This window comes from Streptomyces sp. NPDC051219, from assembly GCF_040682335.1.
In the GTDB taxonomy this organism is placed as follows: Bacteria; Actinomycetota; Actinomycetes; order Streptomycetales; family Streptomycetaceae; genus Streptomyces.
In genome coordinates, this window is the sequence record NZ_JBFBAS010000020.1 from 80,401 (window position 1) to 92,307 (window position 11,907).

Annotated in this window: 14 protein-coding genes; 6 read left to right on the forward strand and 8 right to left on the reverse strand. The window is 72.5% G+C overall.

Annotation, left to right across the window (positions count from 1 at the left end; genetic code table 11):
* Positions 1-93: 93 nt before the first annotated feature.
* Genes AB0M62_RS22365 through xylB form a run of 3 tightly spaced genes read right to left on the reverse strand, consistent with a single transcriptional unit; the run spans position 94 to position 3,375 of the window.
* A complete protein-coding gene (locus AB0M62_RS22365) occupies positions 94-693 on the reverse strand; it encodes a peptidoglycan recognition family protein (RefSeq protein WP_366076039.1) in 600 nt (199 codons plus the stop codon).
* Positions 694-745: 52 nt separating this feature from the next.
* The gene (locus AB0M62_RS22370; protein WP_366076040.1) at positions 746-1,924 is read right to left on the reverse strand and encodes an ROK family protein; all 1,179 of its coding nucleotides are present in this window, start codon (positions 1,922-1,924) and stop codon (positions 746-748) included.
* On the reverse strand, positions 1,921-3,375 hold the full coding sequence (gene xylB / locus AB0M62_RS22375) for a xylulokinase (protein WP_366076041.1): 1,455 nt from the start codon (positions 3,373-3,375) through the stop codon (positions 1,921-1,923). Before xylB ends, AB0M62_RS22370 begins: the two co-directional genes overlap by 4 nt.
* 113 nt (positions 3,376-3,488) lie before the next feature.
* Between xylB and xylA the strand changes: the two genes are divergently transcribed.
* Positions 3,489-4,661, forward strand: coding sequence for a xylose isomerase (gene xylA, locus AB0M62_RS22380; RefSeq protein WP_366076042.1), 1,173 nt, complete (start codon positions 3,489-3,491; stop codon positions 4,659-4,661).
* A gap of 24 nt (positions 4,662-4,685) precedes the next feature.
* Here xylA and AB0M62_RS22385 read toward each other — a convergent pair whose 3' ends face one another.
* Positions 4,686-5,054, reverse strand: a complete 369-nt coding sequence (locus tag AB0M62_RS22385) for a VOC family protein (protein WP_366076043.1) — start codon at positions 5,052-5,054, stop codon at positions 4,686-4,688.
* A gap of 99 nt (positions 5,055-5,153) precedes the next feature.
* Complete coding sequence (locus tag AB0M62_RS22390; RefSeq protein ID WP_366076044.1) at positions 5,154-5,792, reverse strand: hypothetical protein; 639 nt, start codon at positions 5,790-5,792, stop codon at positions 5,154-5,156.
* Positions 5,793-6,101: 309 nt separating this feature from the next.
* Between AB0M62_RS22390 and AB0M62_RS22395 the strand changes: the two genes are divergently transcribed.
* From AB0M62_RS22395 to AB0M62_RS22405, 3 genes are read left to right on the forward strand one after another with little or no spacing between them, the layout of a single operon-like run.
* Complete coding sequence (locus AB0M62_RS22395) at positions 6,102-6,863, forward strand: acyl-CoA desaturase (protein ID WP_366076045.1); 762 nt, start codon at positions 6,102-6,104, stop codon at positions 6,861-6,863.
* Positions 6,864-6,904: 41 nt separating this feature from the next.
* The gene (locus AB0M62_RS22400; protein ID WP_366076046.1) at positions 6,905-7,087 is read left to right on the forward strand and encodes a hypothetical protein; all 183 of its coding nucleotides are present in this window, start codon (positions 6,905-6,907) and stop codon (positions 7,085-7,087) included.
* 42 nt (positions 7,088-7,129) lie between these two features.
* Positions 7,130-7,675: an MOSC domain-containing protein gene (locus tag AB0M62_RS22405; RefSeq protein ID WP_366076047.1), complete on the forward strand. Its 546-nt coding sequence runs from the start codon at positions 7,130-7,132 to the stop codon at positions 7,673-7,675.
* Positions 7,676-7,692: 17 nt separating this feature from the next.
* Here the strand turns inward: AB0M62_RS22405 and AB0M62_RS22410 are convergent, their stop codons facing one another.
* Entirely contained in the window at positions 7,693-8,520 is an 828-nt protein-coding gene (locus tag AB0M62_RS22410) for a hypothetical protein (protein ID WP_366076048.1), read from the reverse strand.
* Positions 8,521-8,981: 461 nt separating this feature from the next.
* Positions 8,982-9,272, reverse strand: a complete 291-nt coding sequence (locus tag AB0M62_RS22415; protein WP_366076078.1) for a hypothetical protein — start codon at positions 9,270-9,272, stop codon at positions 8,982-8,984.
* 110 nt (positions 9,273-9,382) lie between these two features.
* Between AB0M62_RS22415 and AB0M62_RS22420 the strand changes: the two genes are divergently transcribed.
* A complete protein-coding gene (locus AB0M62_RS22420; RefSeq protein WP_366076049.1) occupies positions 9,383-10,285 on the forward strand; it encodes an oxygenase MpaB family protein in 903 nt (300 codons plus the stop codon).
* 24 nt (positions 10,286-10,309) lie between these two features.
* On the opposite strand, the gene AB0M62_RS22425 is transcribed toward AB0M62_RS22420, so the two are convergent.
* Entirely contained in the window at positions 10,310-10,909 is a 600-nt protein-coding gene (locus tag AB0M62_RS22425) for a class I SAM-dependent methyltransferase (RefSeq protein WP_366076050.1), read from the reverse strand.
* A gap of 149 nt (positions 10,910-11,058) precedes the next feature.
* On the opposite strand from AB0M62_RS22425, the gene AB0M62_RS22430 reads away from it, so the two are divergent.
* On the forward strand, positions 11,059-11,835 hold the full coding sequence (locus tag AB0M62_RS22430) for an MHYT domain-containing protein (RefSeq protein WP_366076051.1): 777 nt from the start codon (positions 11,059-11,061) through the stop codon (positions 11,833-11,835).
* Positions 11,836-11,907 lie beyond the last annotated feature (72 nt).

Genomic DNA, 11,907 nt, shown 5'->3' on the forward strand with positions numbered 1-11,907 from the left:
GCCGGACGGCTGGATCCCGTGCCGGCCGAGCCGCCGGGCCCGACAGGCCGTGGTGGGCGCCTTTCCGCGTCTCCGGCGCGGCGCTGTGGGAGGTCAGGCGAAGTTGACCAGCCTGATGTAGCGGGCCCAGTCCCACAGCGGTCCGGGATCGGTGTGCGTGGCGCCGGGGACCTCGTGGTGGCCGATGATGTGCGCACGGTCCTTCGGGATGCCGTAGGTGTCGCAGACGGTGGCGGTGAGCGCCGCGGACCGCTCGTACAGCGCGTCGGTGAAATACCGGGGCCGGTCGACCCAGCCCTCGTGCTCGATGCCGATGCTGTGGGCGTTGTACTCCCAGTTGCCGGCGTGCCAGGCGATGTCCCGCTCGCGCACGCACTGTGCGACATATCCGTCCGAGGAACGGACCACGTAGTGCGCGGAGACCTTCTTGGCCGGATTCTGGAAGATCCCGAGGGTGCCGGTGAACGTCGTCTGGGTGACGTGCACGATCACCCGCCGCACGGGATACTCCGAAGGACGCGACGACGCCGTGAAGTTGGTGGGCGAGGACCCCGACCAGCGTGCGAGCGGGTAGTCGGTGTCGGCCGCGGATGCGGCACCGCCCGAACCGGGCAGCAGGACCCCCGCAGCGGCGGTCAGGGCGGCGCCGCGCAACAGGCGTCTGCGGCTGGGCTGTTCGTCCTGGCGCTCCATGGAAAGCAACGGTACGTGGCGCGGCCCCGCCGGCGGAACGGACACCCCGGGCCTACGATGCCGCGTACGCCGCCGGGTCGTCCAGGACCGCCCGTACGACGGAGTGAGCGGCACCCAGCAGCGGCCCCTCGGAGCCAAGTCGTGAGACCACGAGGGAAGGGCGTGCCGGATCCGCCGTGCGCCGGGTCAACTCCCTCTCCAGGGAAGGCAGCAGCCAGGGTGCGAGCCGCGACTGAGCGCCGCCGAGCACCACGGCCTGCGGGTCGAGCAGATTGACCGTACCCGCCAGCGCGATTCCGAGTGCGGCGCCCGCCCCGCGCAGGGCCCGGCGGGCCGCCGGGTCGCCCCCGCCCGCGCGGTCGGCCAGGAGGTCGATGGGGTTGCCCCGGGCGGTGAGCCCGGCCGCCCGCAGTACGGCCTCCTCACCGGCGTACTGCTCGAGACAGCCGCGTCCGCCACAGGGGCAGCGCGGCCCCTCGGGACGGACCGGCACATGACCCAGTTCTCCCGCGAAGCCGTGCGTACCGCGCAGCAGGCGGCCCTCGACCACGACGGCGGCGCCGATGCCGATCTCGGCGGAGACGTGGACGAAGTCCTGCGGCGCGGGATCGCCGCCGATCCACAGCTCGGCGAGCGCGCCGAGATTCGCCTCGTTGTCCACGCCGAGCTCGCCGCTGTACGGGAGGGCGGCGCCGAGGTCCACCTCGGTCCAGTCGAGGTTGGGTGCGCGGACGACCGTCCGGGTGCCCCGCGCCACCAGTCCCGGTACGGCGACGGCGAGCCCGGCCGGACGCAGCCCTGATCCGCGCGCCGCGTCCGTCACCTGCCGTACCAGCTCGGCGAGTTCCTTCAGCACCGGTCCGGGCGGCCGTCCCCGGTTGCTGCCCTCGGCCGTTGCCCGGGCCCGCACCTTGCCGCACAGGTCCACCGCGCACACCGCGAGGTGGTCCACGCCGATCTCGGCGCCGATGCCGACCGGCCCCCGCTTGCCGAGGGCGAGGGCGCTGCCGGGCCGGCCGACCGTACCGGACGGCTGCTCGGGGCCCAGCTCGACCAGCAGCCCGCCGCGGACGAGCTCGTCCACCAGGGAGGACACGGCTGCACGGGTCAGCCCGATGTGGCCGGCGACGGTGGCCCGGGACAGCGGCCCCTGTGCGGCGACGGTGTGCATCACCAGGGAGAGGTTCCGCCGGCGTATGTCCTGCTGGGTGTGAGGCAGTGGGGTTGTCATCGGGCCTTCTCCTGCCTGAGGAGCGCGTCGCCGTCGGCGAGTATGGAGCCCAGCCGGTCCAGGGCCCCGTTGTCCACGGGCAGCGGCGCGTGGATCGGCCCGTGCGCCGTGCCCCAGCGCCGCGCCACCGCCGCCGGGTCCTCCTCGGTCACCAGCCCGGCGGCCTGTGCGGCGGCGCCGAGCGCCACCAGCTCCCGGGCGTCCGGGACCTGTACGGCACGTCCGGAGAGTCTGCGTACGGTGTCCCGCCAGGCCGTTCCGCGGGCGCCGCCCCCGATGAGCAGCAGAGGAGCGGCGGAGTCGGCGCCGCCGTCCCGGACCCCGTCGAGGGCCGCGAGCAGTGCGTACACCGCTCCGTCGTAGGCCGCCTGCAGCACCTGTCCTGGTGAGGTGTCGTGGCGGAGCCCGTACAGGAGCCCCGACGCGTGCGGCGCGTGGGGTGTCCGCTCGCCGTCGAGGAACGGAAGCACGACCACGTCGCCGCCCGCCTCCACCGCCTCCCGGTCCAGGCCGAGAAGGGCGGCGATCCGGTCGACGGCGAGCGTGCAGTTGAGCGTGCAGGCCAGTGGAAGCCAGTCGCCGCGGGCGTCGGCGAAGCCGGCCACGGTGCCCGTCGGATCGGCGGGCCGGCGCTCCGAAACGGCGAAGACCGTGCCGGACGTACCCAGGCTCAGCACCGGCGGGCCGCCCGGGGCCAGGCCCAGTCCGAGCGCTGCGGCGGCGTTGTCGCCGGTGCCGGCGGCGACCAGGATGCCCTTGGAGAACGGGAGACCGGACGCGTCCCGCAGTGTGCCGGCCACCTCGCGCGGCCGTACCACCTCGGGCAGCAGGGCGGGGGAGAGGCCCGCCAGTTCGAGGACCTCCTCGTCGTACGCCTCGGTGGCCGCCGCCCACCACCCGGTGCCTGAGGCGTCGCCCCGGTCGGTGGTGCCGCGTCCGGTGAGCCGCTCGGTGAGGTAGTCGTGCGGCAGACGGACAGCGGCCGTCGCGCGGGCCGCCTCCGGCTCGTGCTCGGTCAGCCACGCCCACTTGGCCACGGTGAAGGACGGCCCCGGCACGCTGCCGATCCGCTTCGCCCAGGCTCCCGGGCCGCCCAGCCGCTCGATCAGCCGCTCGCTTTGCGGGGCGGAGCGTACGTCGTTCCACAGCAGTGCAGGGCGGACCGGCCGGCCCGCCCGGTCCAGGGTGACCAGCCCGTGCTGCTGCCCGGCCACCGACACCGCGGCAGCCTGGCCCGCCGCCGGGCCGCAGGCCCGGACCGCCGCGCACAGCGCCTCCCACCACTGCTCGGGGTCACTCTCCCGGCCGGCGCCGCCGGAGACGGTGTGCGGGGCCTGGCCGCTCGCCACGATCTGGCCGGTCGAGGCGTCGACGACCAGTGCCTTGGTGGACTGGGTGGAACTGTCCACGCCGACGACGAGCGGCCCCTCGGGCCCCTCGGGTGCTGACATCAGACTCTCCGTTCCTGCGAGGCCATGAGCTCTCGGCCATGGGGGCTCTTCCCAGCGATGCTCGTGGATACTAATTTGTTAAGGGCCATGACGAAATAGTCGAGGGAGCATGTATGAGCCACCAGCCGACCCCCGAGGACAAATTCAGCTTCGGCCTGTGGACCGTGGGATGGCGGGGCCGCGACCCGTTCGGCGAGGCCAGCCGGCCCGCCCTCGACCCCGTCGAGGCCGTACGGCACCTCGCCGGCCTGGGCGCGTACGGCGTGACGTTCCACGACGACGACCTGATTCCTTTCGGCGCCTCGGAGGCCGAGCGCGAGTCGCACGTCAAACGCTTCCGGCAGGCGCTGGACGAGACGGGTCTGGTGGTGCCGATGGCCACCACCAACCTCTTCACCCACCCGGTCTTCAAGGACGGGGCCTTCACCGCCAACGACCGCGACGTACGGCGGTACGCGCTGCGCAAGACGATGCGCAACATCGACCTCGCCGTCGAGCTCGGCGCGCGGGTGTACGTGGCGTGGGGCGGCCGGGAGGGTGCGGAGTCCGGCGCCGCCAAGGACGTACGCGCCGCCCTGGACAGGATGAAGGAGGCTTTCGACCTGCTGGGCGAGTACGTCACCGGGCAGGGCTACGAGCTGCGCTTCGCCATCGAGCCCAAGCCGAACGAACCGCGCGGCGACATCCTGCTGCCCACCGTCGGCCATGCCCTGGCCTTCATCGAGCGGCTGGAGCGGCCCGATCTGTTCGGCGTCAATCCGGAGACCGGCCATGAGCAGATGGCGGGACTGAACTTCCCGCACGGGGTCGCGCAGGCGCTGTGGGCGGACAAGCTGTTCCACATCGACCTCAACGGTCAGAACGGCATCAAGTACGACCAGGACCTGCGCTTCGGCGCGGGTGACCTGCGGTCCGCGTTCTGGCTCGTCGACCTGCTGGAGACGGCCGGCTACGCGGGCCCGCGCCACTTCGACTTCAAGCCGCCCCGTACCGAGGACTCCGACGGCGTCTGGGCATCGGCGGCCGGGTGCATGCGCAACTATCTGATCCTCAAGGAGCGGGCCGCCGCCTTCCGCGCCGACCCGGAGGTCCAGGAGGCCCTGCGCGCCTCACGTCTCGACGAACTCGCGCGCCCGACGCTGGACGAGGGCGAGACGCCGGCCGGACTGCTCGCCGACCGACGCGCGTTCGAGGACTTCGATGTCGAAGCGGCCGCCGCCCGCGGAATGGCCTTCGAACGCCTCGACCAGCTCGCCATGGACCACCTGCTGGCGGCCCGCGGCTGATCCCCCGGGCCCTGCCCCCTGCCGTCAGGACTGCCCGGCGGGGGGCTGGTGCAGGCCGAACGGGGAGCCCTGGTTGTCGCGGCAGAGCTTGAAGTGCCCGAATTTCGCGATCGAGTCGGCGTCGCCGCCGGAGTCGAACGCCTCGACGGTGCCGCCGAGTTCGAGGACGCGCGTGAGCGCGGCCTCGATGTCGTCGACCTTGAAGAACAGGTACGGACTCGCGCCGGCGTCGCCGCCGTGCAGGCCGCCGGGGATCTGGGGCGTCCGGATCGCGAAGCCGCCGCCGTCGGCCGGTCCGGGCTGGAAGTCCCAGTCGAACAGGCCGCCGTAGAAGATGCGGGCCTGCTCGGCGTCCGCCACGCCCAGTTCGAAGAAGGAGATCTCACCGGCCATCGGGGGCTCCCGCCATCCGTACCAAGACCATCTGACCCACAGAGCCACCGTACGTCCGGCCGCGCGGGCCCGCACCCGAACGGCCCGGCCCGCCTTGCCTCAGACCACCGGCATCGCGAGCGCCGCCGCCGGGTCGTGGTCGGCGGGGCCGGCCGGGGTCCAGCGGCCCCCCTCCTTGCGGTACGGCCACCAGCGACCGTCGTGCCCGTAGCGCAACCGCGTGCCTGTACCCACCACGGTCCAGCGGTTTCGGGTGGCGCGCAGCCGGGGCCGTTCGTCGTCGTCCCAGGCCGCCTCGAGCGACGCGCGGGCGCGGGCCAGCGCCTCCGGTCCGGGGGACCACTCCTCCTCCAGTACGGCGAGCGAGGCGCTGCCGCCGTACTCCCAGGCGCGTACGGCCAGGGCGAGTTCGGTTCGCTCCCGTCCCGTGCCGGCCGCGAGCCGTGCGGAGAGGTGCCCTCCCGGGCGGCGGGCGGCCAGTCGTACGGCGTCCTGCTCCGCGGTCAACGCGGTCTCCAGGGGCTGCTGTTCGTGGCCGGGCGTCAGCGCCTCGGCGAGCATCCGGTGTGCGGTCGCGGCCGCCGCCGCGGCCAGGAACTCCAGTGCCGCCACGTCGATTCCCGGTGCGGGATCCGTCTCGGTGTCGAGCGGAGGGGGTGTGCCCGGCTCGTCGGAGCGGGCGGGGACAGCGGGCAGCGGCGGGAGATCGCGCGCCGCGAAGGCCTGCGCGGCGGGCACGCCCCCCGGCGCGTCGTCATCCTCGCGCGCCCCCCGCGGCTGCCGCCGAGCCGCCCGCGACACGCTCCGTACCTGTGGAAGACGGCGGAGCAGCGGACGAGTTCGGTGATCAGGGAGGGCGTTGCCGCGGGGAGCGTGTGCACAGCCAAGACGCATTCCTCAAACTTGACTAGTGGGGTCGCCGAGCGTACCTGACCCCGGCGGACGGCGGGAGCGCGCCGAGGTGACGCGGCTCACGGGAGCCGGGGTGTATCCAGCGCCACCCCGTGGCCCGGGTGCTGTGCCCAGACCGGTCCGGGTGGTGCCTCCATGGCTGCGCAGGGTCACCGATCCGTACGTTTCATCAGGTCAGCGCATCGGCCGGCAGACCGGAGACGTACATGTCCCACGCAACGCTCGAAAAACAAGCCACTGGCAGCGATCGCACCGCTGCTGCGCACCGTGAAGGGGCAGGGGCTCCTGGAGCGGCGGCCCGGTTGGTACACCCTCGGAATCATCGCCAATCTCCTCGCCCTGGCCGCCGTCGTGACGGGTACGGCACTCCTCGGAGACTCCTGGTGGGTGCTGCTTCTCGCGCCCCTGCTGGCGGTACTGTCCGCACGCACCGCGTTCTTCGGCCATGACGCCGGACATCAGCAGATCACCGGCGACCGGCACCGGAGCCGCGTCATCCAGCTGGTCCACGCCAACCTGCTGCTGGGCATGAGCGCGTACTGGTGGAACGACAAGCACAACAGGCACTACGCCCATCCCAACCACACGGAGAAGGACCCCGACGTCGCCGCGGACATCCTTGTCTTCACCCAGCGGCAGGCCAGGGGGCGGGCCGGACCGCTCACCGACTGGTTCCTCGGCGGCCTCAACTACCAGATCGAGCACCACCTCTTCCCGAGCATGCCCCGCCCACACCTGCGGCTCGTGCAGCCCCTGGTGCGCGCACACTGCCGCTCGCTGGGTATCTCCTACACAGAGGCCGGACTCGTGGACTCGTACCGGCAGGCGCTCCGCCATCTGCACGTCGTGGGCGAGTCCCTGCGGTCCGGGGAACCAGCGGCCGTGGCCGGGCGTTGACCGGGCAGGAAGCGGCGGCAGCCGCGGAGGAGGCATCCGAGATGTCGAAGAGCGCGAAGGTCGCCACCGGCGGCGTGGTGGTAGGGATCGCCCTGATCTGGGTGATCGGGTTCTGGCCGGCACTGCTGGTGATGATCGGTGTGCCCGTGGCCGCGTATCTTCTGCTGGACTCCTCGCAGCGGCGCAGGCTGCGCAGGGTCACGCGCAAGGAGATAGGCCGCTGACGGAGCCGACGGCCACGACTGGGCAGGGGGTGTGTCCGCACGATGGCCAGCGGAACGATAACGGCGGTCAGCAGGAACGACACGTACTCGTTCACCAAGCCGAACAGGGACGGCATCACCCTGCTGGCCGGGCTCGGCGTCGAAGGAGACGTGCACGCGGGGGTGACGGTGAAGCACCGCTCCCGGATGGCGCAGGACCCCACCCGGCCGAACCTCCGACAGGTCCACCTCATTCATCAGGAACTCTTCGACGAAGTGGCGGACGAAGGCTTCAAGGTCGAGCCGGGGCAGCTCGGCGAGAACGTCACCACCGTCGGTATCGACCTTCTCGGACTGCCCACCGGCACGCTGCTGCACCTCGGCGCCGAGGCAGTCGTCGAAGTGACCGGCCTGCGCAACCCGTGCCTGCAGATCGACGCTTTCCAGGACGGTCTGCTCAAGCGGGTCGTGGGCAGGGACGCCGTGGGCAACATCGTGCGCAAGGCCGGGATCATGAGCGTGGTGCACACGGGCGGGGTGGTGCGCCCCGGCGACCGGATCAGGATCGAGCTCCCGGAGGGACCGCACCAGCCGCTCCGGCGGGTGTGAACCTCGGGCGGCGCGCCTCAGGCCGGTCGGACCGCCACCTTGTCCAGGGCCTCCAGCAGGCCAGGCAGGGCCGGGCCGCGGCCCACCGGCAGTACCTCGCCGGGCTCGTCGTCGAGCAGGATGAACGCGATGTCGTCCGTCCTGGCGACCATGGACCAGCCCGGGCCGTCGGCGCGCAGCGTACGGGCACCGCCCGACGCGAAGGCCGACCGGACGCGGCCGAGGGGCGGGGGCGTGTCCGCGTAGCCGTGCGCCTCTGCCAGCGCGCGGCGCACGCCCGCGTGACCACCGGTCGCACCGCCTGCGGCGCTCTCCGCCGCAGGAACGGCGTCGGTGTCGTCGAACTGCTCCCGCCATGCGGCCCACTGCAGCGCGATCTCATCGGCCCCGAGCCGCCTCTGCGGCGGACCCCACTGCCCGGCGTCCGGCGGCGCCAGCGGTGGCCGGCCGGTGCCGTCCGCGCCCGGCTCCGGGTCGTGCGGGGCAGGTAGTCCGGGAGCCGCGACAGCGACCGCCAGCGGCCAGCCGGCCAGGGAGACGACGACGGAGCGTTCGTCCGGCGACAGGTCGTACTCCATGCCGCAGTCCCAGGATGCGATGGCCACCGCCACGAGCGACACGTCGTCGATCACGACGGTCCACCGGGCGCCGTCGCTGTCCTGGCCGAGCACCAGTCCGTAGCCGCCTTCGTACACCTCCAGCCCGAGCGCCGCACAGGCCTCGGGAAAGTCGTCACCGAGCACGCTCGGAAACTGCGCCGGGGTGAGCAGCACAGCGGTCAGCACATACAGCGAGTCATCGGCGCCGGCTTCGCCGCTGCCGCCGCTGTCGTCCGTCCCGGCCACGGCATCCTCCCGATCGCTTGTCGTCGGCGCACCCTAACCAGTCGGTAACCCGGCCGTCGAGAGCGGGCCCGCCGAAAATCGTTCGGTTCGCCCCGTCACCACGTTTACGATCACGCGCATGCCCCCCGCCAGGTCCCACTTCGTCTGCCTGCCGTGCCGGGTCTCCTTCAAAAAGGCCCCGGACTACGCAGGCGTCCGCCAGGACGTCTGCCCGCGGTGCGGCGGGCCGCTGCTCGACGCCGGCTCCGCGCTTGCCGCTCCCAGGCGCCGCGACACGGCCGCGTGGCGGGCACTCACCGCCGTCCTGCTGGCCGGGCTGCGTTTCAGGCAGGGCTGCTGCGGTGGCCCGGGGCACCGCCCGCGCACCCCGCGAGAGGTCCGCGAAGCGCTCGCGGACGCGGCGCGGGCCGGTCTCAGCCCGTCCGAGGCGCTCTCCGGATACGACACGACGGGCACCGACGTCAGGCAACGGGCAGGCCGAGGAGGGTACGCGCCACGGTCTGCGGGGATTCCCCGCGCTCCCGGGCCAGGGCGATCACGGCCCGGCAGGCCAGCTCGCTGACACCGAAGGACAGCGCTTCGGGCGAAACCCAGGTCGCGGCCTCGTCGATGCCGTCCTGGTCGTCCTCGGCACAGGCCGACACATAGGTCGCTGCTGCCTCGAAGAGGTTGTGCCGCTGCACTGAGGGGCGCGCCGCTCCCGGCCGCTTCGCGGCGCCGGTACCCCTGTCCCGTACGAGGAACTGCCGGATCTTCTCGATCACCCCGATCACCTGCCCCTCACTAGTGCGATCACCCGATCTTTCAAGTCTTCCCCAGGAACGTAGAGTTGGACCTCCGTCGACAGAAGGGGGATCGCGCGGTGAAGCGCTACGACCGGCTGAAGGAGATCCTGCGGCTCGACCCGGAGCGGGACTTCCTCACCATCTACCGGCTCACCGCGACCTACGAGTTCCCCTGGGACTTCACCCGCGCTCTTGAACTGGCCCTCTACCGGACCTATGCCGTGCCCGCCATCGGACGGCTGCTCGCGGAAACCGCCGAGTTCACGGACCGCCCCCAGAAGCGGTACGACGACACCGCGCTGCTCCTCGACGCCGTGGTGGAGCACGGATTCGAGAGCGAGGAAGGCCGTACCGCTCTCCGCCGGATCAACCGGATGCACCGCGGCTACGACATCAGCAACGACGACATGCGCTACGTGCTGTGCACCTTCGTCGTCACGCCGAAGCGCTGGCTGGACGCGTACGGCTGGCGCCGGCTGTCCGACCACGAGAAACGCGCGTCCGCCGCCTACTACCGCACCCTCGGACGGCACATGGGAATCACCGGAATCCCCGGATCGTACGAGGAGTTCGAGCGCTTCCTGGACGACTACGAGGCCGCCCACTTCGCCTGGGACGAGGGAGGGCGCAAGGTCTCCGACGCGACCTTGGACCTGATGGGCTCCTGGTACCCGCGCGTCCTCGCGCCGGTGCTCCGCGGCGCGAGTCTGGCGCTGCTCGACGACTCCCTGCTGAAGGCATTCCGATACGAACAGCCGCGGCCTGCCGCACGCGCGGCGGTCCGGGGCGCGTTGCGCCTGCGTGCCCGTGCCGTACGGCTGCTGCCGCCACGCACCGAGCCGCACTACGCCCGCCAGAATCCGGAGATCAAGGGCTACCCGGGCGGCTACCGGGTCGGCGAACTGGGCACGTTCCCGGTTCCGGGCCTGCGGGGCTGCCCGGTGCCGCACACCGGCCGGCCGGCCGCTCCGGCCGACTGAGCGCCGGCGCTGCCCGGCCTGGTATCAGTCCTGACGCACCGCCAGCGCGAGGAAGCGGGCGTCCTCGTCGGCGTACGAGGTCATCCGCCAGCCCGAACCGGCCAGCAGAGGACGGAGGTTGGGCTCGGCCCGCAGGTCGTCGGCGGTGATCTCGCGGCCCTGGCGCGCGGCCAGGGCGGCCCGCCCGATGGGGTGGAAGAGCGCCAGCACACCGCCCGGCCGTACCACCCGGGCCAACTCCCGCAGGTTGGCAGCCGGTTCTGGCAGATGAGCGATCAGTCCCGCGGCGAAGACGGCGTCCAGCGACCGCGCCCGCAGCGGCAGCCGGGCGACGTCCGCGAGCAGCAGTCCCGCGCCGCGGTCCCGCCCGGCCCGTACGGCCGCCACGAGCATCGCCGGCGTCAGGTCCGCTCCGAGTACCGTGCCCCCCGGACCGACCACGGCCCGCAGCGCGGGCAGGGCGCGGCCGGTGCCGCATCCCGCGTCGAGTACGGAGTCCCCGGGGCGCAGTCCCAGTTCGGCCACGGCCGCGGCGTAGGCGGGTCCGTCGTCAGGGAAGCGGGTGTCCCAGTCGGCGGCACGCGCCCCGAAGAACTCCTGGACGTGAGTGTGGTCCTCGCTCATGCGCACATGATCCCTCAAGCCTGCACCTTACGTACGGTGTCATCTTCGAACTCGGCGTGGTCGTTCGAGAACGTATCTCTGTCATATTCCATCAGCTTTCGAAATGCGCCCCTTGTTCGCGCCCTCACCCGGACTAGCGTCCCTGGGCCATGGGACACCTGGACCACGCCGCCTTCGGCTGGCTGACCCCCGTGCTGTCGTACGCGATGGCATGCATCGGCGCCGCCCTCGGCCTGCGCTGCACCGTACGCGCGCTCAGCGCGAGCGGCCGGTCGCGCCGCAACTGGCTGATCACCGCGGCCTCGGCGATCGGCACCGGAATCTGGACGATGCACTTCGTCGCCATGCTCGGCTTCAGTGTCAGCGGCACCGAGATCCACTACAACGTGCCGCTGACGATCCTCAGTCTGCTGGTCGCCATGGTCGTCGTCGGCGGCGGAGTCTTCGCCGTCGGCTACGGCCGGGACCGGGTCAGGGCGCTGGTGCTCGGCGGCCTCACCACCGGGCTGGGCGTGGCGAGCATGCACTACCTCGGCATGGCGGCGCTGCGGCTGCACGGTGACATCGCCTACGACCCGGTGCGGGTCGTGCTCTCCGTCGTCATCGCCGTGGTGGCCGCCACCGCGGCCCTCTGGGCGGCCCTCAACATCAAGTCGCCCGTCGCGGTCGCCCTCGCCTCGCTCGTCATGGGAGCGGCGGTCAGCAGCATGCACTACACCGGGATGATCGCGGTGAGTGTACGGGTCAGCCCCTCGGACGGGCACCTTCCCGGGGCGACGGCGATGCAGTTCGTCTTCCCCCTCGCCGTCGGCCTCGGGTCGTACCTGTTCCTGACGTCCGCCTTCGTCGCCCTCTCCCCGACGGCGGGCGAGCGCGAGGCCTCCGCGTCGGCACAGCGGCTGGGCGGGAGCGCCGCAGCTCACTAGGGGACCGGCGCGGACCGGGCCGCGGCCCTGCCCTCCACCGCCCGGCCCACCGCCCCGCCTCCCCCGTCCCCA